We start from the raw sequence: 20,390 nt of genomic DNA, 5'->3' as shown, positions 1-20,390 counted from the left end.
ACGCACGACGGCCCGCGTTCCCCTCAGAGGGGAGCGCGGGCCGTGTCGGGCGTGACCGTGCTGATCAGGCCTGCTTGATGGCCGAGATGTCGAACTCGAGGCCGATCTTCTCGGAGACGAGCACACCACCGGTCTCGAGCGCGGCGTTGAAGGTGATGCCCCAGTCCTTGCGGTTGATCGTGGTGGCGCCCTCGAAGCCGGCGCGGACGTTGCCGAACGGGTCCTTGGCGAGGCCGGTGAACTCGAAGGGCACGGTGACCGGCCTGGTGGTGTCGCGGATCGTGAGGTCACCGGTGATCGTGAAGGTGTCGCCGTTCTTCTCGACCGAGGTGGAGCGGAAGGTGATCTCCGGGTAGACGTTCACGGCGAGGAAGTCGTCGCCCTGGACGTGCCCGTCACGCTGCTCCTGGCCCGTGTTCAGGCTGTTGGCCGCGATGATGATCTCGACGCCCGAGCGGGCCGGGTCCTCGCCGATGCTGGCGTTGCCACGGAACTCGCCGAACGTGCCCCGCACCTTCGTGACCATGGCGTGGCGGGCGGTGAAACCGATGCGCGTGTGCGCGGGGTCGATCTGGTACTCACCCGCGAGCTCGAGGGTCGGCGCGGCGGTCTCGGTCATGTCGTCCTCCGAAGGGAGACTTGAAGCATCAACTGTCAACGCAGACTCTAGCACTCAAGGTTGAGGCGTCAACTATTGCTCGGTGCTGTGACTGGGGTCTCGCCTGGAGGGCGTCAGGCGACGAGCGTGGCGAGATCGGTGTCGGCGGTGGCGACCGGGCCCGCCCAGCGGGCCGACAGGGCGGCGGCGAGGGTCGCCGAGCCCGGGCCGAGCACCCGCACGGCGAGGCGCCGTCCCGCGAGGCCGGTGGCGCTCGCGGCGAAGCGGGCGAGGGCGTCGGGCGTCCAGGCCTCGGCGCTCACCTCGACGACGACGTGCACGGTGCTCGTCGCGAGCAGGACGGCGAGCGCCTGGGCGGTGCTCGGCCACTGGCGGCCCCCGGGCGCGGAGCCGGCGGGGATGGTGACGGCCGCGGCGCCGCCGAGCTCGGCGGCCCGGGCCTGCGCGAGCATCGCGTCGAGGTCGCGCGTGCCTCCCGCGGGATCGACGAGGCCGTGCAGGACGGGGTCGAGGCGCACGACGCGGGGTGGGGCGATGGTGGTCACGGTGACGAGCTCCAGGCAGTGATCGATCCGGGGATCGCGGGGGGAGCGCCGGACAGGGGCGCAGGCGGGCACCGGCGGACGCGCGGGCGGGAGCGTCGTGGAGACGGATCCGGCTCCTGCCTGCGGCGTCCTAGCGACAGAGCTCGTCGAAGCTGTCGAGGCGACGGCTCGGCCAGAACCGCTCGAGCGTCTCCCCGGACATGCGCGGGAGTCTGCCCCGACCCCCGGGGAGGGACAAGCGTTACCTTCGCCTCATGGAGTCCGCCGACCTCAAGCCCCGCAGCCGCGACGTCACGGACGGGATGGAGCGGGCCGCCGCCCGCGGGATGCTGCGCGCGGTCGGGATGACCGACGACGACTTCGCGAAGCCCCAGATCGGCATCGCGTCGTCGTGGAACGAGATCACCCCCTGCAACCTGTCCCTGGACCGCCTGGCCACCGCGGCCAAGGAGGGCGTGCACCACGCCGGCGGCTTCCCGATGGAGTTCGGCACGATCTCCGTCTCGGACGGGATCTCCATGGGCCACGTCGGGATGCACTACTCGCTGGTCAGCCGCGAGGTCATCGCCGACTCGGTGGAGACGGTGGTGTCCGCCGAGCGCCTCGACGGGACCATCACGCTGGCGGGCTGCGACAAGTCCCTGCCCGGCATGCTGATGGCGGCCGCCCGGCTCGACCTCGCGTCGGTCTTCCTCTACGCCGGCTCGATCATGCCCGGCACCGTGGACGGCAAGGAGGTGTCGATCATCGACGCCTTCGAGGCCGTCGGTGCCTGCGCCCGCGGGCTGATCACCCGCGAGAAGGTCGACGAGATCGAGCGCGCCATCTGCCCCGGCGAGGGCGCCTGCGGCGGCATGTACACCGCCAACACCATGGCCTGCGCGGCCGAGGCGATGGGCATGGCGCTGCCCGGCTCGTCGTCGCCGCCGAGCGCCGACCGCCGTCGCGACGGGTTCGCGCGGCAGTCCGGCGACGCGGTGGTCGGGATGCTGAGCCGCGGCCACACCGCCCGCGACGTCATGACGCGCGAGGCGTTCGAGAACGCGATCGCCGTGGTGATGGCGTTCGGCGGCTCCACCAACGCGGTGCTGCACCTGCTCGCGATCGCCCGCGAGGCCGGCGTCGACCTCGTGCTCGACGACTTCAACCGCATCGGCGACAAGGTCCCCCACCTCGCCGACGTCAAGCCGTTCGGGCGGCACATGATGACGACCGTCGACAAGGTCGGCGGCGTCCCGGTGGTCATGCGTGCCCTGCTCGACGCGGGCCTGCTGCACGGCGACGCCCTCACCGTCACCGGGCGCACCGTCGCCGAGAACCTCGACGCGCTCGCGCCCGGCCCCCTCGACGGCGACATCCTGCGGCCGCTGTCGAACCCGATCCACCCCACCGGCGGGCTGACGATCCTGCGCGGCTCGCTCGCGCCCGACGGCGCCGTGGTCAAGTCGGCGGGCTTCGACACCGCCTCGTTCGAGGGCACCGCGCGCGTCTTCGACGGCGAGCAGGGCGCCATGGACGCGGTGTCGAGCAACGACCTGAACCCCGGCGACGTCGTCGTCATCCGCGACGAGGGACCGCGCGGCGGGCCCGGGATGCGCGAGATGCTCGCGGTCACCGGGGCGATCAAGGGTGCCGGGCTCGGCAAGGACGTCCTGCTGCTCACCGACGGCCGCTTCTCCGGCGGCACCACGGGCCTCTGCGTCGGGCACGTCGCCCCCGAGGCCGCGCACGGCGGACCGATCGCGTTCGTGCGCGAGGGCGACCGGATCCGCCTCGATCTCACGGCGCGCACCCTGGACCTGCTGGTCTCGGACGAGGAGCTGTCCGAGCGGTCGGCCGGCTGGACCCCGCCGCCGCCCAAGCACCGCACCGGCGTCCTCGGCAAGTACGCCCGCCTCGTCGGCTCGGCGGCCGAGGGCGCCGTCGTGGGCTTTGACTGAACGGGCCCGCTTCGACGACCTGACCCCGCGCGACCTCTACGACCTGCTCGCCCTGCGGGTCCGGGTGTTCGTCGTCGAGCAGGAGTGCGCGTTCCAGGAGCTCGACGGCCTGGACGCCGAGGCCGAGCACGTGTGGACGCGGGGCCCGGCGGGCGAGGTCGTGGCGTACCTGCGGATCCTCGAGAGCGGGGGTGAGACGCGGATCGGGCGCATCGTCACCGCACCCGAGCACCGCGGCACGGGCGCCGGGGCGGCGTTGGTGCGGGTCGTGCTCGCGGAGATCGAGGGACCGGTCGTCCTCGGGGCCCAGGTGCAGGCGCAGGGGTTCTACGCACGCCTCGGCTTCGCCGTCGACGGCCCGGGCTACGACGAGGACGGCATCCCGCACGTCCCCATGCGGCGCACCTGAGCGCCCGGGCCGTTTCGCGCGAAGGGCACCATCACCCCGATAGAGCGGCGAGGAACTCCCTTCGCCGGAACAACATCGGGCGTCCAGCCTGCTCACAGCCCGTTCTCAGGACCCGCGCGCACTGTGGAGGGCGTGGAGATCCTGCTCATCCTGCTCGTCGTCGGCGGACTCATCGCGCTCATGGCCACGCGCGGGCGCGGCCGGGGGACCACCGCCGCGAACCAGCTCGGCGACGCCGAGGCCGAGGCCCGGCGCTGGTACGAGCGCCTGGGCGGCCAGGTGCTCAACCTCGTCGGGTCCGACGAGCCCTCGAAGCAGGCGCTCGCCGACGCCGCGGAGCGCTACACGGCCGCCGGCTCGCAGCTCGACCAGGCGACGAGCGCGCCGCAGTACCGCCTGGTCACCGACACCGCCCTCGAGGGCCTCTACTACGTGCGCGCCGCCCGCACCGCGATGGGCATGGACCCCGGCCCCGAGCTCCCCGGATCCGCCGAGCGGGCCCGGGCCGGCGAGCTCGCGTCCACGAGCGAGGTGGACGTCGACGGTCGCAGCGTCACCGGCTCGCCCCAGCCCTCGGCGCAGAACAACCACTACTACCCGGGCGGCAGGGTCGGCGGACGGCCCGTGCCCGCCGGCTGGTACTCCGAGCCGTGGTGGAAGCCGATGCTCCTCGGCGGCGTCGGCGCCGTCGGCGGGATGATGGTCGCGAGCGCCCTGTTCTCGGGCTTCGGCGCCGCCGCGGTCGGTGGGGACGCGTTCGCCGGGGACATGGGCGGCGGGTTCGACGGCGGCACGGACCCGGGCATGGATCCGGGCATGGACCCCGGGGGCTTCGACGGCGGGGGCTTCGACGGCGGCGGCTTCGACGGCGGCGGCTTCTTCGACGGCTGGTGAGTCAGCGCAGGCCGGGGGCGTCCCACCACGCGACGCCCTCGGCGAGCGCGCCCGGGTCGGGGTCGTCGAGGTCGGCGTCGAGCAGCGCTGCAAGATAGGCAACGAACCCCGGCGCCAGCACGCGTCGCTCGTCCTCGTCGGGCCCCGCGACGATCACCTGGCCGACCGTGCCCCCGGGAGCGGGGTCGAGGTCGAGCAGGAGGTGGTTGCCGCCCCCGTCCTCGGCGAACGGCCACCACGCGGCGCGCGTGTAGGAGCGGTGCACCGGGTCGTCGCCACGGACCGTGATCATGTCGTCGAAGTCCTCCGGCGCGTACGACGCGCGGATGTCCGCCCACCCCTGCCAGGCCCGCCGCGCCCCGGCGAGGGAGAGGAACTCGTAGCCGGGGAAGAGGTTGGTGCTCACGCCTCCGGCGTCGCGGATCCCGATCTGGCCGTCGGCGAGGCGGTACACCGCGGCGAGCTCGGGGGGCACGCCACCCACCGGCTCGAACGCCGCGACCAGCACGTCCTGTCCGGCCGGCGGACGCAACACCCTCCGCGCTCCCCAGCCCCGCTCCTCGAGCCGGTCCACCCAGCGCCACCACAGGTCCTCGACGGTCACCGGCCCATCCTCCGACGGACGTGCGGGCCGTCGAGCACCCACGTCACCGGCGCGCCCGCGCCGGGCGGCGCCGCGCGACCGTGAGCAAGTGCGCCGCAGGGCCGCGTCCCGGCCTCGCCCTGCTCGGCCGCCATCAGCAGCAGAAAGCGCGGTGTGATCGCGCCCCGGCGGCGGTTCACGTCGGTCGGTGTGCCGGAGGACACCGGGCGTTCCGAGCCGCGTTCGGCCCCGGTGTCGCACCCGCACACACCGTCTCTGGGACACTGGAGTCGTACAGGGCGCCGCCGATGGCGCCCGTGGGTCGTCAGCACACCGCTTTCTCGCGCGGTCCCCCCTCCACGACGGACGGGCCGACGCTCGCGGCCCCCCGCTCCCGTGGAAGGTTCCCCGACATCCCGACGACGTCTGCTCCCCGTTCCGCCCCGACCTTCACCGACCTCGGCGTCCCCCGCGACGTCGTGGACGCGTTGGCCGCGCGCGACATTACCGAGCCCACCCCCATCCAGCGCGCAGCGATCGCCGACGCGCTGGCCGGCCGCGACGTGCTCGGTCGCGGCCGCACCGGCAGCGGCAAGACCCTCGCGTTCGGTCTGCCGCTGCTCACGCGCCTGACCAGCGGTCGCACCATCTCGAAGCGCCCGCGCGGCCTGGTGCTGCTGCCGACGCGCGAGCTCGCCAGCCAGGTCCGCGACGCGCTGGCCCCGCTCGCCGAGATCCTCGGCCTGCGCCAGACCGTCGTCTACGGCGGCGTCGGCCAGGGTCGTCAGGCCGACGCGCTCCGCCAGGGCGTCGACCTGCTGATCGCCTGCCCCGGCCGTCTCGAGGACCTCATCGGCCAGGGTCTCGTCGACCTCGACCGCGTCGAGGTGACGGTGCTCGACGAGGCCGACCACATGAGCGACCTCGGCTTCCTCCCGGCGGTCCGCCGCCTGCTGCGCCGCACGCCCCGCGACGGGCAGCGGATGCTGTTCTCGGCGACCCTCGACGGCGAGGTCGACCGGCTGGTGCGCGAGTTCCTCCACGACGCGGTGACGCACAGCGTCGACGCGGCCGAGGAGCCCGTGCCCGACATGACGCACCACCTCTTCACGGTGGCGCCCGCGGACCGCAACGCCGTGGTGCAGGAGCTGGCGTCCGGCCACGGCCGCAGCATGATGTTCACCCGCACCAAGCACGCCGCGCGCAAGCTCTCGCGCCAGCTCACGGCCGCGGGCATCCCGGCCACCGAGCTGCACGGCAACCTCTCGCAGCCCGCCCGTGACCGGAACCTGGCGGGCTTCTCCGCTGGCGACGTCCGCGTGCTGGTCGCCACCGACATCGCCGCGCGCGGCATCCACGTCGACGACGTCGCCCTCGTGGTGCACGTCGACCCGCCCGCCGAGCACAAGGCGTACACCCATCGGTCCGGGCGCACGGCCCGCGCCGGCTCGGCCGGTGACGTGGTCACGCTGGTGCCGCCGGCCGAGCGGGCCGAGGTCGCGTCGATGACGCGCAAGGCCGGGATCAAGGCCAAGCCGGTCGACGTCGGCCCCGGCGCGCGCGAGATCGTGGCGCTGGTCGGCGAGCCGGCGCCCCGCGTCGCGCCCGAGGACGGCCCGGCGGCCGCGTCGCGCAAGCCCGCGCCGCAGGCGGCCGGTGGGTCCGGTGGCTCGGGCGGGTCGCGCCGCGGCGGCGGCTCCGGTCGCGGTCGCGGTGGCGGCGGTGCTCCCGGCGGCTCGGGTGCCGGCGCTCGTGGCGGCTCCGGTCGGGGTCGCGGTGGCGGTGCTCCCGGTGGCTCCGGCGGGCGCGGTGGCTCGGGCGGTCGTGGCTCCGGCGCGACCGGCGGCTCGGGCGGCTCGGGCGGCGACGGTGGCCGGCGCACAGTCGCCTCGAGCGGCGGCCCGTCCTCGTCGTCGCACTCCGCGGCGGCGCACTCGGCTCGCTCGGGCGCGGGTCGTGGCCGGGGCGGCGCCCGCTAGATTTGGGCGCTTCTCACCGTGTGTAGCTGAATGCTGGGCCGAACGAGTGGCTCTGCTTGCTGTGCGCGGTCAGTCCGGGCAACAGTGCGTCGACACGCACGGCCGTGCGTGACCCTGGTGCTCACGCCCGGAGGTCGTCGTGGGAGACACGTGGGGCATCCCCGGCCCGACGTTCGTGATGATCTACTTCTGGCTCATCGTCCTCAGCCTGCTCGTGGCGCCCCTGGCGTTGCGGGCGCTCGACCGACGGGTCGCCCGCGCCGACGGTGATGCGCCGGCACCGGACGTCACCGTGGAGGACCTCGCCCTGCTCGCCGGGGGCCAGGTCCGGCTGATCCACGCCGCGATCGCCCGCCTCGTCGAGGGGGGGCGTCCTGCGCGTCGCCCACGACCGGTCGCTCAGCGCCACCGGCCGCCCCGCCATCGGTGAGCTGGACGAGGCCGTCCTCGACGCCGCGACCGAGCACCCGGCGACGGCCGGCACGGCGGTCGTGACGATGCGGATGCGTGACGCCGCGGTCGTCCGCGACCTGCAGGCTGCGGCAGAGCGGCGGGGCCTGTTCCACGACCCGGCCGCCGTCACGCGCCGCAAGAACCTCGCGTTCGCCGTGGTGGGCGCCGTCGAGGTGCTCGGGCTGGCCCGGCTGGCCGCCGGGATCGCCCGCGGGGCCCCCATCGTCCTGCTGGTGATCCTGATCGTGTTCGGGTCCTGCGCGGCCCTGTCGATCGTCCTGTTCTCCGTGCGGCGTCCGACGCTCAAGGGCCGGGCGACGCTCGCGGCCGCGCGGACCGCGATGTACTCGCCGTCGTCGCGGGCGCAGGGCCCCGTCCTCGTCGGTGCGCTCGGGGTGGCCGGGCTCGTCGCGGTCGGTGGGTTCGCGATGTACCCCGACGCCCAGCTCTCGACCCTGCTCGCCGCGCCGTCGGGAGGCGGCGGGGGTGGCTCCGACGGGGGCTCCTCCTGCGGTGGCGGGTCGTCGTGCGGCGGCGGGTCCTCCTGTGGTGGCGGGGGCGGGTGCGGCGGATGAGCCCGATCGCCGGTGGCCCCCGCGGCGTCGGCATCGGCTGGCGCCGCGAGATCGACCTGACCGTCGAACGCCTGCCCGGCGTCGACTTCGTCGAGGCGGTCGCGGAGGACCTGCACCCCGGGGCGCTGCCCGCGTCGCTGGAGACGCTGCGCGCCCGCGGCGTCCCGGTCGTGGCGCATGCGGTGTCGCTGTCGCTCGGTGGTGCGGAGCCGCTGCGTCACGACCGCGTCGAGCACCTCGCGGCCGTCGCCGACGCCCTCGGCGCGCCGGTGGCCAGCGACCACGTGGCGTTCGTGCGGGCGGGCGGGCTCGAGTCCGGGCACCTGCTGCCGGTGCCGCGCACCCGGGAGGCGCTGGGGGTGCTCGTCGACAACGTCCGCGCCGCACACGCGACGCTCGGGGTCCCGCTGGCGCTGGAGAACATCGCACCGCTGCTCGCCTGGCCGGACGCGGAGATGAGCGAGGGCGCGTTCCTCGCCGAGCTCTGCGCGCGCACCGGGGCCTGGCTGCTGCTCGACGTCGCCAACCTGCACGCGAGCGCGGTCAATCTCGGTCAGGATCCCGAGCGGGTGCTCGACGAGCTGCCGCTGGAGCGCGTCGTCTACGTGCACGCCGCGGGCGGGGTCGAGCGCGATGGCGTCTACCACGACACGCACGCCCACGCCCTGACCCGGCCGGTGCTCGACCTGCTCGAGGCGCTGTGCGCGCGGCACCGTCCGCCGGCGGTGCTGCTCGAGCGCGACGACCGCTACCCGCCGGACGACGAGCTCGCCGCCGAGCTGGCGGCGCTGCGGGCGGTGCATGCGCGGGTGCGGGTATGAGCCGGTCCGAGCTGGCGGAGCGCCAGGCGGCGCTGCTCGCGGCCCTGGTCGCCGGCGGCCCGGCGCCGGCGGGAATCGACGCGTCGCGGGTGGCGCTGGAGGCCTCGGCGCTGCGCGCGAAGCGGCGCCGGGTGCTCGCGCGCCTGCTCCCGGTCGAGGTCCACGAGCGCCTCGGCGCCGACCTCACCCCGCGCCTCGACGCGTGGATCAGCGCGAACCCCCGGCGGACCGGGACGTCGATGCACGCCGACGCCGACGCCTTCGTCGCGCACCTGCGCGCCGCCGGTGTGCTCGGGCGGGGACGACGCCGGTGGTGGTCAGCGTGGGGGCCACGCTGACGTTCACCGTCAGGAGATCGATCCCCCCGCTCGCGGGACTCTGACACGACGATGCCCGCGAGACCTCGTGGTCCCGCGGGCGTCGCGCCCCGTGATCAACGGGGATGTCGTGCGTCCGGACAGCGAAACAGCGGGGTCGCTGCCCCGGTCGGCGTGCGTCAGGCGGCCGGGGCCTCCGGGGTCTCGGTGGACTCCGTCTCCTCCGGCGCCGGGACGCCGTCGATCGTGATGCGGCGGGCGCCGGGCTCGGTGGCCTCGGCGTGGGCGCCGGTGACGCGCACCGTCAGGACGCCGGCGTCGTACGACGCGGAGACCGCGTCGGCGTCGACGTGCCCGGGCAGCGTGAAGCTGCGACGGAACGAGCCGTAGCGGCTCTGGCGGTAGCCCTCGCCGGCCTGCTCGTCGCGGCGCTCGCCGCGGACGGACAGGCGGTCGCCGTGGACCTCGACGGTGACGTCCTTCGCCACGTCCACCCCCGGGAGCTCGAGGCGGACGACGGCGTCGTCACCCTCGCGCACCACGTCGGTGGTCGGGGCGTACCAGGTGGTCCCGCGGCTCGGGGTGGCGCGGCGGAACAGGGCCGGGGCGACGGCGAACGGGTCGACGAAGCGTGGGCCCCAGGGGACGAGCGTGCTCATGGTGGTTCTTCCTCGGTGGCTGAAGGCGGCCCGACCTTGCGGGCCCTCGACTCATGCAACATGAGCCGACCACGCTCAATTCCCGAGGAGGAGCGAACCGAGCTGGGGGCCTTCATGACGTTGGACGTCAGCCTGGCTCCCAGGCTGACCCACCTACGGCGCGTGGCCGTCGCGGACGTCGGCGTAGCGGGCGCGGACCTGCTCGGAGATCGAGGCGTCGGTGACGTCGCGGCTGGTCTCGCGGGCCACGGTCCAGCCCGGCTCCTCGCCCCGCAGGGCCCAGGCGGCCTGCCGCGCCGCGCCGAGGGCGACGTACTCCTGCGGCGAGAGCACCTCGACGGGCAGGCCGAGCACCTCGGGGGCGAGGTCCGCCACGGCCCCGGAGCGCGAGCCGCCACCGATCAGCAGGGCCCGGCGCACCGGCACCCCCTGGTCGATCAGCGCGTCGACGCAGTCGGCCAGCCCGCACAGCATCCCCTCGACGGTGGCGCGGGCGAGGTTCTCGCGGGTGCCGTTGGCCGTCGTCAGCCCGACGTAGCGGCCCTGGGCGTCGGGGCGGTCGGGGGTGCGCTCGCCGTCGAGGTAGGGCAGCAGCACCAGGCCGTCGGCGCCCGGCGAGGCGGCGCGGGCCAGCGCGTCGAACTCGTCCGGCTCCACGCCCAGCAGCGCCGCGCCGACCCCGAGCACCCGGGCGGCGTTGAGGGTCGCGAGCAGCGGCAGGTAGCCGCCGCGGGCGTCGGCGAACCCGGCGACGAGCCCCGAGGCGTCGGTGCTCGGCCGGTCGTGGCCCGTGAACACCGCGCCCGAGGTGCCGATGGAGATGACCACCTCGCCCTCCGCCGGGGCGATCGCCAGCGCCGCGCCCGCGTTGTCCCCGGTGCCCGCCGAGACCGCGAGCCCGTCCGGCGTGTGCCCGACGACCTCGCCCGGCTCCGCGACCCGCGGCACGTCGAGCGCGCGCCCGAACGCCATCTCGAGCAGGTCGGGGCGGTACTCGCCGGTGACCGTCGACCAGTAGCCGGTGCCCGAGGCGTCGCCGCGGTCGGTGGTCGCGTCGGCGGGGGAGCCGCGCAGCCGCCAGGTGAGCCAGTCGTGGGGCAGCATGACCCGGCGCGCACGGGCGGCGACGTCCGGCTCGGCGCGGGAGGTCCAGCGCAGCTTGGTGGCGGTGATGCTCGCGACCGGGACCGTGCCGACCGCCTCGGCCCACGCGGCGGCCCCGCCGAGCTCCTCGATCAGCGCCGTGGCGTCCGGCGCGGACCGGGTGTCGTTCCACAGCAGCGCGTCGCGCACCGGCTCGCCGTGCTCGTCGAGCAGCACCATCCCGTGCTGCTGGCCCGCGACCCCGATCGCCGCGACGTCGCTGGTGCCCACCTCGCCGAGCGCGCCCGCCAGCGCGTCCCACCACGCCCGGGGATCGACCTCCGTGCCGTCCGGGTGCGGACGGCGTGCCTCCCGCACCACCCGCCCGTCCTCCGGATCGACGACGAGGACCTTGGTGGCCTGGGTGGAGGAATCGACCCCGGCGACGTACCGCGCTGAACCCGCCATGGCCGCAGTATCCCCAGGATTAGGGTCCACGTCCGTGACCTTCGGGGGGTTCCGGGAGCGGTTCGTGGTCTGCGGCGAGGACATGCTCTCCTTGCGGATGGTCGAGGCGCTGCTGCGACAGTCGCGTCGCGGGGCGACCGACGTCGTCGTCCTGACCGCACCCGGGAGTGCGGTCGTCGACCGTCTGCGGGCGATCCACGGGGTCGAGGTCGTGGAGGTCGCGGAGCCCGACGACGAGACCTTCCGTGCCATCGACGTCGGGAGCGCGACGTGCGTGGCGTTCGTTCACCGCGAGGACGTCGTCAACATCCACCGCGCGCTGGCGGTCCAGGAGCTCGCGCCGTCGGTGCGCCTCGTCGTCCGGCTCCACGCGCCGGCGCTCTCGGGGCGGATCCGGATGCTGCTGCCGACGGCCACCGTGCTGTCGGTGTCGGCGACCGCCGCGCCGGCGTTCGTCACCGCGGCGATCGGCGCCCGCACCCGCCAGAGCGTCGACCTGCCCGGCTACCCGATGGTCGTCGCCGACCGCGCGGACGTGCGGCCGACGGCGATCGTCACCGGCCTCGCCCGACGCCCCGACCGCGGCGCCCCGGAATTGCTGCCCACCCACCATGCCGTCGCCGACCTGGTGCTCGCCCGCGTCGCCCGGCACCGCCAGGGCCGCCTCGTCGGCACGCGCCGGGCCGCGTGGCGGCGGGTGCTGACGCTGATGTGGCGCCGGACGCGGGCCTCGATGACCCGCTCGCTGGCCCGCGCGACCCTCGGGCTGCTGGCGCTCCTCGTGCTCGGAACCGTCGCGTTCGCGACGCTCGCCGGCCTCTCGTGGGGCGACGCGATCTACCTGACGGTGCTCGACTCCGCGGGCGCCGCCGACCCCGACACCCACGTCTCGGCCGTGGCCCGCACGGTCCAGGCGGCTCGCCGACGTGCCGATCGGGCGCAGCGCGCTCCTCGCGGGCCTGCCCGCGTCGGCGGCCGAGAGCGAGGGCGAGGTGCGGGTGGTCGGGGTCTACCGGGGCGCCGCCCACGACGCGGTGCTCGACTCCCCGCCCCGCCCGCAGCGCCGCCTCAAGGTGGGCGACCGCCTGGTCGTCGCGGTCACCCGCACGGGCCTCGCCGAGGTGCACGCCCGCTGCGCGGCGAGGACGTCGCACTGAGCGACTTGTATCTCTCTGCAACTTATCGGTACGGTATCAGGACTACAGCCCGGACGAAGGAGTGCCGACGATGAGCACGGAGACGACGACCGAGGTCCTGGCGGTGTCGAGGACGATCGACGCGCCGGTCGGGACGGTGTTCGGGGTGCTCGCCGACCCGGCCCACCACGCTGCGATCGACGGCACCGGGTGGGTGCGCGAGCCGCTGGAGCCCGCGGCCGCCCTCACCGAGGTCGGGCAGATCTTCGGCATGGGGATGTACCACGCCAACCACCCCGACGGCGACTACCGCATGCACAACCGGGTCGAGGTGCTCGACCCGCCGCGGAGCATCGCCTGGCAGCCGGGCCAGTACGGGCCGGACGGCGAGATCGGCTACGGCGGCTGGTCGTGGCGCTACGATCTCGCCGAGGAGGGCGCGGGCGCCTGCCGGGCGACGCTGACCTACGACTGGTCGGCCGTGCCGGCCTTCCTGCGCGACCACATCGCGTTCCCGCCCTTCGGCGAGGACCACCTGACCCGGTCGCTGGACAACCTCGCGGCACTCGCCGAGGGCGCTAGGTAGAGCCGGGACACCCGCAGGACTCCCGGACGACGAGCCGGGGCAGCAGGCGGCGCGTGGTCGGCGGGGCGTCCGGCTCGGCGATGCGGTCGAGGAGCAGCCGCACCGCGGTCGTGGCGATCTCGTCGAAGGGCTGGGCGGCGACGGTGAGCCGGGGCGCGAACAGGTCGGCCCACGCGAAGTCGTCGAACGCGGCGACCGCGACGTCACGGGGCACCACCAGGCCGGCGTCGCGCAGGGCCTGCATCACCCCGATGGTCATGCTGTTGTTGCCGGCGACGATCGCGGTCGGCCGGTCGTCGAGCGCGAGCAGGCGGTGCGTCGCCCGGCGCGCCGCGACCGTCTCGGAGGCGCCGCCGACCTCCAGTTCGGGGTCGACGGGCAGGCCCCGGGAGCGCAGAGCGTCGCGGTAGCCCTCGCGGCGTTCGGTGGTCGTCGACAGCCCCTCCAGGCCGGCCACCAGCCCGATCCGGGTGTGTCCGTGATCCGCCAGGTGGTCGGTGAGCCCCGCGGTGGACGCCCGGTTCTCCGGGCCCACCTGGTCGTGCCCGGCGTCGATGAGCCGGTCGAGCAGCACCGTCGGCACCTGGTGGCGGGCGAGATAGGCCAGGGTGTCGTCGGGGCGTGCGCTCGGGGCGAGGACCACGCCGTCGACGCGGTGGTGGTGCAGCCGGGTCACGACGGTCAGCTCGTAGTCCGGGTCCTCGTGGGGGTCGACGAGCAGGAGCGTGTATCCGGCCGCGGCGGCCGCCGACTCGGCCGCGCTGAGCAGCTCGCCGAAGTACGGGTTCGAGATCGCCGAGAGCACCAGGCCCATCGTCGTGGTGCGCGCCGTCGCGAGGGACCGCGCGACCGTGTTCGGCGTGTAGTGCGTCGCCGCCACCGCCGAGAGCACCTGCTCACGGGTCGAGGCACGGACCGGCCGTGTCCCGTTGAGCACGTGAGAGACGGTCGCGGTGGAGACGCCCGCCATGCGCGCGACATCCGCCATCGTGGCCATGCCCGGCTCCCGTCCTCCGGCCCGCCGCGCTCGCGAGGGGCCGTCCGTTCATCGGAGAGTTGTACCCCGAACGACCCGTCGTCGCTCCTGTGCGAAATCGGCACGGTTCCGGCCCGGATCTGACGCGGTTAAGCGCTTGCTACTGACGGAGGGTGCCTTTACGGTCACCAGACCGCTAGTGGTCCACGTCACGGTGCCCGGCGGCAGGGGTCGGCGACGGGGCGGGAGGCGGCGGATGCGGGGCGCGGCGCGAGGACGGGGACTCCGGAGGGGCCCGGTGGTGCTCGCGGCGCTGCTGGCGAGTCTGGCGTTGGTGGCCGGCTGCTCGGGGGCGGGTGCACTCGGCGCCGAGGAGGGCGTCGAGACCGTCACCGTCGCGATCGTGTCCAACCCGCAGATGGAGGACGCGATCTCGCTCTCGCCGCAGTTCGAGGCGGAGAACCCCGGGATCCGGCTGCGCTTCGTCTCGCTCTCCGAGAACGAGGCCCGCGCCAAGATCACCGCGTCGGTGGCCACGGGCGGCGGCGAGTTCGACATCGTCATGATCTCGAACTACGAGACCCCGCAGTGGGCGCAGAACGGCTGGCTGACCAACCTCCAGCCCTACATCGACGCCACGCCCGGCTACGACGCCGCCGACTTCATCCCGACGGTGCGCGACTCGCTGTCGTACCAGGGGTCGATGTACTCGGTGCCGTTCTACGGCGAGTCGTCCTTCCTCATGTACCGCAAGGACCTGTTCCAGCAGGCCGGCATCCAGATGCCCGCGCAGCCGACGTGGCCGCAGGTCGCCGAGTTCGCCGCCCGGCTCGACCAGGGCGAGGGTCAGCGACGCGGCATCTGCCTGCGCGGCAAGCCGGGCTGGGGCGAGGTCATGGCCCCGCTCGACACTGTGATCAACACCTTCGGCGGCCGCTGGTTCGACCCGGAGTGGCGCGCGCAGCTCACCTCCCCCGAGGTGCGCCAGGCCGTCCAGTTCTACGTCGACCTCGTCCGTCAGCACGGCCAGCCCGGCGCCTCGCAGTCCGGCTTCTCCGAGTGCGCGACGCAGTTCGGCCAGGGCCAGGTCGCCATGTGGTACGACGCGACGTCCGCCGCCGGCACCGTCGAGGACCCCGCGGAGTCGACCGTCGCCGGGCAGATCGGGTACGCGCCCGCCCCCGTCGTGGCGACGCCGGCGTCGGGCTGGCTGTACTCCTGGTCCCTCGCCATCCCGGAGACCTCCCCGCGCAAGGACGCGGCGTGGAAGTTCATGTCCTGGATGACGAACAAGCAGTACATCGAGCGGGCCGGCCAGGAGGTCGGGTGGACGTCGGTGCCGCCGGGCTCCCGTCAGTCGACCTACACCATCCCCCAGTACCAGCAGGTGTCGGGCGCCTACGGCCCGCTGATCCTGCAGGGCCTGCAGCGGGCGAACCCGCAGCAGCCGACCGTGCAGCCGGTGCCGTACCAGGGCGTGCAGTTCGTCCGCATCCCCGAGTTCCAGGACCTCGGCACCCGGGTGAGTCAGCAGGTCAGCGCGGCCATCGCCGGTCAGATCACCGTGGACGAGGCGCTCGAACAGTCCCAGAACTACGCGGAGACGGTGGGGGAGAGCTACCAGCGATGACCGCCACAGTGGAAGAAGAACGTTCCGCACCACCGGCCAACATCGGCGGCGCGGCGATGATCGACCGCGCCGAGGGTTGGCGGCGCCGCGCGCCGCTGCTGCCCGCGCTGGTCTTCACGATCATCGTCACGCAGATCCCGTTCCTGCTGACGCTCTTCTACTCGGTCCAGTCCTGGAACCTCGTGCGGCCGGGCTCGCAGAGCTTCGTCTGGTTCGCGAACTACGTCGACGTCTTCACCGACAGCCAGTTCCGCCAGGTCGCGATCAACACCATCGTCATGACGCTGGGCTCGGTGCTCATCGCCGTGGTGCTCGGCCTCCTCCTGGCGCTGCTGCTCAACCGGCAGTTCGTCGGGCGCGGCGTGGTGCGCACGCTGCTGATCACGCCGTTCCTCATCACGCCGGTGGCAGCGGCGCTGCTGTGGCGCACGGTGCTGCTCGACCCGACGCTCGGGCTCGTGAACTTCGTGCTCTCGCCGTTCGGGGCGTCGGGCACCGAGTGGATCAGCCAGTTCCCGCTGGCCTCGGTGATGGCCGCGCTGGTGTGGCAGTGGACGCCGTTCATGATGCTGCTGCTGCTCGCGGGCCTGCAGAGCCAACCGTCCGACCAGCTCGAGGCGGCGCGGGTGGACGGTGCGAGCGCGTGGTCGGTGTTCCGGGAGCTGACGCTGCCGCACCTGCGCCGGTTCATCGAGCTCGGTGTGGTGCTCGGGACGATCTACCTGGTCAACACGTTCGACACCGTCTACATGATGACGCAGGGCGGCCCGGGCGTGGCCAGCGCGAACCTGCCGTTCTACATCTACCAGCGCGCGTTCCTCGGCTTCGACATCGGCCAGTCGGCCGCGATGGGCGTCGTGGTCGTGATCATCACGCTGATCGCGGCGAGCTTCGCGCTGCGCCTGCTGTTCCGCAGCTTCAGCGTGGAGGAGGGGATCTGATGGCGGTCACGACGGACACTGCCAGCGACGAGCGCACGACGGCGACGGACGAGGCCCAGGTCCCGCGCAAGCAGCGCACCAGCGGGGCGAACGTCTGGTTCGGGGTGATCGCCTGGATCGTGGGCATCGCGTTCTTCTTCCCCGTGTTCTGGATGGTGCTGACGTCCTTCAAGACGGAGGCCGACGCCTACACGACCACGCCGAAGATCATCTTCGAGCCCACGCTCGAGCAGTACGAGGGCGTGTTCGCCGCGGGGATCGGGCCCTACCTGGCGAACTCGGTGGCCGCCACGGTGATCTCGACGATCCTGGTGCTGCTGCTCGGCGTCCCGGCCGCGTTCGCGCTGTCGTTGCGCCCGGTGCAGAAGACGACCGACGTCCTGTTCTTCTTCATCTCGACGAAGATGCTGCCGGTGGTCGCGGCCATCGTGCCGATCTACGTCGTGGTCAACCAGATCGGCATGCTGGACAACATCTGGACGCTGATCATCCTCTACACCGGCATGAACCTGCCGATCGCGGTGTGGATGATGCGCTCGTTCTTCCTCGAGGTCCCCGGCGAGCTGCTCGAGCAGGCCAGCATCGACGGTGCCCCGCTGTGGCGGACGCTGCGCGAGATCGTCCTGCCGATCATCTCGCCCGGAATCTTCGCCACCGCGCTGATCTGCGTGATCTTCGCGTGGAACGAGTTCTTCTTCGCGGTGAACCTCACCGCCGCCAACGCCGGCACCGTGCCGGTCTTCCTGGTCGGGTTCATCACCTCGGAGGGCCTCTACTGGGCCCAGCTCTCCGCGGCGGCGACCCTGGCCGCGCTGCCCGTCGTCCTCGCGGGCTGGGTGGCGCAGAACAAGCTGGTGCAGGGCCTGTCGTTCGGCGCGGTCAAGTAGCGGTCGAGTAGGGGAGTCTTCAGACATGGCCGAAGTGGTGTTCGACCAGGCCTCGCGCATCTACACCCCGGGCGCGAAGCCGGCGGTCGACAAGCTCAGCCTGACCGTCGCCGACGGCGATCTCGTCGTCCTCGTGGGGCCCTCGGGCTCGGGGAAGTCGACGGCGCTGCGGATGCTGGCCGGGCTCGAGCCGATCGACGCGGGTTCGGTGCGCATCAACGGGCGCGACGTCGTCGACGTCCAGCCGAAGGACCGGGACATCGCGATGGTGTTCCAGAACTACGCGCTCTACCCGTCGAAGACGGTCGCGGAGAACATGGCCTTCCCGCTGAAGATGCGCGGGGTGGAGAAGGAGGAGCGGGCGAAGCGCGTCCGCGAGGCCGCGGACATGCTCGGGCTCACCGAGTACCTCGACCGCAAGCCGAAGGCGCTCTCCGGCGGCCAGCGCCAGCGCGTCGCGATGGGCCGGGCGATCGTCCGCGAGCCCCAGGTCTTCCTCATGGACGAGCCGCTGTCCAACCTCGACGCGAAGATGCGCGTGCAGACCCGCGCGCAGATCGCCGAGATGCAGAACCGCCTGGCGGTGTCGACGGTCTACGTCACCCACGACCAGGTCGAGGCGATGACGATGGGCGACAAGGTCGCCGTGCTCGCCGACGGCAAGCTGCAGCAGTACGCGACGCCCCCGGAGCTCTACGACCGTCCGGCCAACGCCTTCGTCGCGGGGTTCATCGGCTCCCCGGCGATGAACCTGCTCGAGCTGCCGCGCTCGTCGAGCGGGGTCACCCTCGGCGGCATCGAGATCCCGCTGACCCGCGAGGTCACGAACGCCGTCGGCTCCCGGGACAAGCTGACCATCGGCATCCGGCCCGAGGACTGGGTGCTGGAGAGCACCGACGCGGACGCGGGCTCGGTGGTCAAGGCGGTCGTCGACGTCGTCGAGGAGCTCGGCAGCGAGTCCTACCTCTACGCCCACCTCGCCGAGGACACCGCCACCAAGATCGTGGTCCGGGGCCCGGGCCGCGTGAAGGTCCGCTTCGGTGACCCGATCGCGGTGCGTCCCACCGCCGAGGCGCTGCACGTGTTCGACGTCGAGAGCGGCGAGCGCCTGGACTGAGCGTCGCGGGACCATCGGCAGATGATCCGCAACGTGGTGGTGGGCCGGGTCCGTGAGGGCGTGCCGGCCGAGCAGGTCGAGGCCGCGATCCAGGCCCTGCGGGACCTGACGGTCGAGGGCGTCGAGTTCCGCCTGGTCGGGGGTCGGGACCGCGGGCTGCGCGAGGGCAACGCGTCCTACGCGCTGACGGCCGACTTCGTCTCCGACGAGGCCTACCGGATCTACGACGCCGACCCGGAGCACAACCGCATCCGCCGGGAGCTCTTCGCGCCGATCTCGGCGTCGATCGAGCGGATCCAGTTCGCGCTACCGGACTGATCCGGAGCTGTCGGCGGCGTGGCGCCGCAGACGTCGAGTGTCCGTATCGCCACGCACTCGACTCGGCCGGCCGGGAAATCGGTCGCCCGCACGCCGCCGAAGGCTCTAGCCTCCGCGGCGTGATCCAGCAGCTCTACGGCTGACGAGCGGCCCCTTCTCGCGGCACCGCCGGTTCTCGACCGGCGGTGACCAGCCCTGCCCCTCGTTCCTCCTGCTGCGGGAGTCCCCATGGCCCATGTCCTGATGGTCGGCGCCGGCGCGCACGGCCACACCCATCCCCATCTGCCCGTCATCGCCGAGCTCGTCGCGCGCGGTCACCGGGTGACCTACGCGATCCCCGCGCCCTTCGCCGAGATGGTCGCGGCCACGGGCGCCACGCCGCTCGTCCACACCTCCGTGCTGCCCGACCAGGGTCGCGGCGAGCAGTGGCCCACCGACCCCGTCGCCGGCACCGCGCTGTTCCTCGACGAGGCGGTGCACACGTCGCCGCAGATCGAGGCGGCGCTGGGTGACGACGTCCCGGACGTCGCGCTCTACGACATCGGCGGCTACCCCGCGATCGTGCTCGCCCGGCGTTGGGGCATCCCCGCGGTGCAGCTCTCGCCGGCGATGGTGGCCTGGGACGGTTTCGAGTCCGACCTCGCCGACGACCTGGTGTACCGCCGGACACCGGAGTACCGGGCGTACCTCGCGCGGTTCTCGGCGTGGCTCGCGGAGTTCGGGATCGACGACGAGCCCGAGCATCTCGTCGGGCGGCCGCGCCGGTCGATCGTCGAGATCCCCCGGGCGTTGCAGCCGTTCGCCGACCGCGTCGACCAGGCGATCTACACCTTCGTCGGGCCCGACCTCGCGCGGCGGGCGGCGCAGGAGCAGTGGCCGGAGCCCGCGCGGCCGCTCGTCCTCGTCTCGTTCGGCTCGGCGTACCACGACCACCCCGACGACTTCCGGGTCTGCGCCGAGGCGTTCGGTCCGCTGCCGTGGGAAGTGGTGCTGGCCGTCGGCCCGCACGTCGACCTCGACGCGCTGGGCGAGCTGCCGCCGAACGTCACCGCGCACCGGTGGGTGCCACAGCTCGGGGTGCTCGGGCGCGCGAGCGCGTTCGTCACCCATGCCGGCATGGGCGGGTGCGCCGAGGGGCTCTTCCAGGGCGTGCCGATGATCGCCGTGCCGCGTGCGGTCGACCAGTTCGGCAACGCCGCGATGCTCGAGGAGCTGGGGGTGGCGCGGACGATCCCGTCGGAGGAGATCACGGCCGACCGGCTCCGGGAGGCCCTGCGGGAGCTCACGTCCTCGCCCGACGTGGCCGCGCGCCTGGTCGAGCAGCGCGAGGTGATACGCCGCGGCGGCGGGGCCCCGGCCGCCGCCGACATCGTGGAGGCGGAGCTCGCGCGGTAGTGCAGTGTCAGCGAAGTGCCGTCACAGACGTTGAGTGTCCGTATCGGTACGTCGATCAC

Annotated in this window: 22 protein-coding genes; 16 read left to right on the top strand and 6 right to left on the bottom strand. The window is 73.6% G+C overall.

The window, feature by feature from the left end:
- Nucleotides 1–64 precede the first annotated feature (64 nt).
- A complete protein-coding gene (locus tag PH189_RS08880; protein ID WP_274188416.1) occupies nt 65–619 on the bottom strand; it encodes a YceI family protein in 555 nt (184 codons plus the stop codon).
- A 113-nt stretch (nt 620–732) separates the two neighbouring features.
- Entirely contained in the window at nt 733–1,164 is a 432-nt protein-coding gene (locus PH189_RS08875; protein ID WP_274188415.1) for a hypothetical protein, read from the bottom strand.
- A gap of 254 nt (nt 1,165–1,418) precedes the next feature.
- Between PH189_RS08875 and ilvD the strand changes: the two genes are divergently transcribed.
- From ilvD to PH189_RS08860, 3 genes are all read left to right on the top strand, one after another.
- Complete coding sequence (ilvD, locus tag PH189_RS08870) at nt 1,419–3,104, top strand: dihydroxy-acid dehydratase (protein WP_274188414.1); 1,686 nt, start codon at nt 1,419–1,421, stop codon at nt 3,102–3,104.
- Nucleotides 3,097–3,513: a GNAT family N-acetyltransferase gene (locus PH189_RS08865; protein ID WP_274188413.1), complete on the top strand. Its 417-nt coding sequence runs from the start codon at nt 3,097–3,099 to the stop codon at nt 3,511–3,513. The genes ilvD and PH189_RS08865 overlap by 8 nt, the downstream gene beginning before the upstream one ends.
- Nucleotides 3,514–3,693: 180 nt before the next feature.
- Nucleotides 3,694–4,407 carry a hypothetical protein gene (locus tag PH189_RS08860; RefSeq protein ID WP_274188702.1) on the top strand — a complete coding sequence of 238 codons (714 nt, stop codon included), beginning with the start codon at nt 3,694–3,696 and terminating at the stop codon, nt 4,405–4,407.
- 1 nt (nt 4,408) lies between these two features.
- On the opposite strand, the gene PH189_RS08855 is transcribed toward PH189_RS08860, so the two are convergent.
- Nucleotides 4,409–5,011, bottom strand: coding sequence for an SMI1/KNR4 family protein (locus PH189_RS08855; RefSeq protein WP_274188412.1), 603 nt, complete (start codon nt 5,009–5,011; stop codon nt 4,409–4,411).
- 458 nt (nt 5,012–5,469) lie between these two features.
- Between PH189_RS08855 and PH189_RS08850 the strand changes: the two genes are divergently transcribed.
- The 5 genes from PH189_RS08850 to PH189_RS08830 all read left to right on the top strand — a co-directional run bounded on the left by PH189_RS08850 (nt 5,470) and on the right by PH189_RS08830 (nt 9,156).
- A complete protein-coding gene (locus PH189_RS08850) occupies nt 5,470–6,969 on the top strand; it encodes a DEAD/DEAH box helicase (RefSeq protein ID WP_274188411.1) in 1,500 nt (499 codons plus the stop codon).
- Nucleotides 6,970–7,108: 139 nt separating this feature from the next.
- A complete protein-coding gene (locus PH189_RS08845) occupies nt 7,109–7,399 on the top strand; it encodes a hypothetical protein (RefSeq protein WP_274188410.1) in 291 nt (96 codons plus the stop codon).
- Complete coding sequence (locus tag PH189_RS08840) at nt 7,344–7,997, top strand: TIGR04222 domain-containing membrane protein (protein WP_337994146.1); 654 nt, start codon at nt 7,344–7,346, stop codon at nt 7,995–7,997. Before PH189_RS08845 ends, PH189_RS08840 begins: the two co-directional genes overlap by 56 nt.
- Complete coding sequence (locus tag PH189_RS08835; RefSeq protein ID WP_274188409.1) at nt 7,994–8,818, top strand: MbnB/TglH/ChrH family RiPP precursor modification enzyme; 825 nt, start codon at nt 7,994–7,996, stop codon at nt 8,816–8,818. The genes PH189_RS08840 and PH189_RS08835 overlap by 4 nt, the downstream gene beginning before the upstream one ends.
- Complete coding sequence (locus PH189_RS08830) at nt 8,815–9,156, top strand: SCO6045 C-terminal-like domain-containing protein (RefSeq protein WP_274188408.1); 342 nt, start codon at nt 8,815–8,817, stop codon at nt 9,154–9,156. The genes PH189_RS08835 and PH189_RS08830 overlap by 4 nt, the downstream gene beginning before the upstream one ends.
- A 158-nt stretch (nt 9,157–9,314) precedes the next feature.
- On the opposite strand, the gene PH189_RS08825 is transcribed toward PH189_RS08830, so the two are convergent.
- The gene (locus PH189_RS08825; RefSeq protein ID WP_274188407.1) at nt 9,315–9,794 is read right to left on the bottom strand and encodes an Hsp20/alpha crystallin family protein; all 480 of its coding nucleotides are present in this window, start codon (nt 9,792–9,794) and stop codon (nt 9,315–9,317) included.
- 153 nt (nt 9,795–9,947) lie between these two features.
- Entirely contained in the window at nt 9,948–11,345 is a 1,398-nt protein-coding gene (gene xylB, locus PH189_RS08820) for a xylulokinase (RefSeq protein WP_274188406.1), read from the bottom strand.
- Nucleotides 11,346–11,379: 34 nt separating this feature from the next.
- Between xylB and PH189_RS08815 the strand changes: the two genes are divergently transcribed.
- Both PH189_RS08815 and PH189_RS08810 read left to right on the top strand, forming a co-directional pair.
- Entirely contained in the window at nt 11,380–12,576 is a 1,197-nt protein-coding gene (locus PH189_RS08815) for an NAD-binding protein (RefSeq protein ID WP_274188405.1), read from the top strand.
- Nucleotides 12,573–13,067, top strand: coding sequence for an SRPBCC family protein (locus tag PH189_RS08810; RefSeq protein WP_274188404.1), 495 nt, complete (start codon nt 12,573–12,575; stop codon nt 13,065–13,067). The genes PH189_RS08815 and PH189_RS08810 overlap by 4 nt, the downstream gene beginning before the upstream one ends.
- On the opposite strand, the gene PH189_RS08805 is transcribed toward PH189_RS08810, so the two are convergent.
- Entirely contained in the window at nt 13,060–14,064 is a 1,005-nt protein-coding gene (locus tag PH189_RS08805; protein WP_274188403.1) for a LacI family DNA-binding transcriptional regulator, read from the bottom strand. The genes PH189_RS08810 and PH189_RS08805 overlap by 8 nt on opposite strands.
- 235 nt (nt 14,065–14,299) lie before the next feature.
- Between PH189_RS08805 and PH189_RS08800 the strand changes: the two genes are divergently transcribed.
- The 6 genes from PH189_RS08800 (at nt 14,300) to PH189_RS08775 (ending at nt 20,331) form a co-directional block, all read left to right on the top strand.
- Nucleotides 14,300–15,673, top strand: a complete 1,374-nt coding sequence (locus PH189_RS08800) for an ABC transporter substrate-binding protein (protein WP_274188402.1) — start codon at nt 14,300–14,302, stop codon at nt 15,671–15,673.
- Nucleotides 15,670–16,614 carry a carbohydrate ABC transporter permease gene (locus tag PH189_RS08795; protein WP_378014891.1) on the top strand — a complete coding sequence of 315 codons (945 nt, stop codon included), beginning with the start codon at nt 15,670–15,672 and terminating at the stop codon, nt 16,612–16,614. Before PH189_RS08800 ends, PH189_RS08795 begins: the two co-directional genes overlap by 4 nt.
- Nucleotides 16,614–17,501 (top strand): carbohydrate ABC transporter permease, encoded by an 888-nt coding sequence (locus PH189_RS08790; RefSeq protein WP_274188401.1) that lies wholly within the window; start codon nt 16,614–16,616, stop codon nt 17,499–17,501. The genes PH189_RS08795 and PH189_RS08790 overlap by 1 nt, the downstream gene beginning before the upstream one ends.
- Nucleotides 17,502–17,526: 25 nt before the next feature.
- Nucleotides 17,527–18,618, top strand: coding sequence for an ABC transporter ATP-binding protein (locus PH189_RS08785; protein ID WP_274188400.1), 1,092 nt, complete (start codon nt 17,527–17,529; stop codon nt 18,616–18,618).
- 21 nt (nt 18,619–18,639) lie between these two features.
- Nucleotides 18,640–18,936, top strand: a complete 297-nt coding sequence (locus PH189_RS08780; protein WP_274188399.1) for a Dabb family protein — start codon at nt 18,640–18,642, stop codon at nt 18,934–18,936.
- Between the two features lie 228 nt (nt 18,937–19,164).
- Nucleotides 19,165–20,331: a macrolide family glycosyltransferase gene (locus tag PH189_RS08775; protein ID WP_274188398.1), complete on the top strand. Its 1,167-nt coding sequence runs from the start codon at nt 19,165–19,167 to the stop codon at nt 20,329–20,331.
- The last annotated feature ends 59 nt before the right edge of the window (nt 20,332–20,390 follow it).

Origin of the sequence: Actinomycetospora chibensis, from assembly GCF_028737215.1 — a bacterium.
Classification (GTDB): Bacteria; Actinomycetota; Actinomycetes; order Mycobacteriales; family Pseudonocardiaceae; genus Actinomycetospora; species Actinomycetospora chibensis.
The sequence above is the reverse complement of the archived record's forward strand: the minus strand, read 5'-3'. Positions and strand labels throughout refer to the sequence as shown.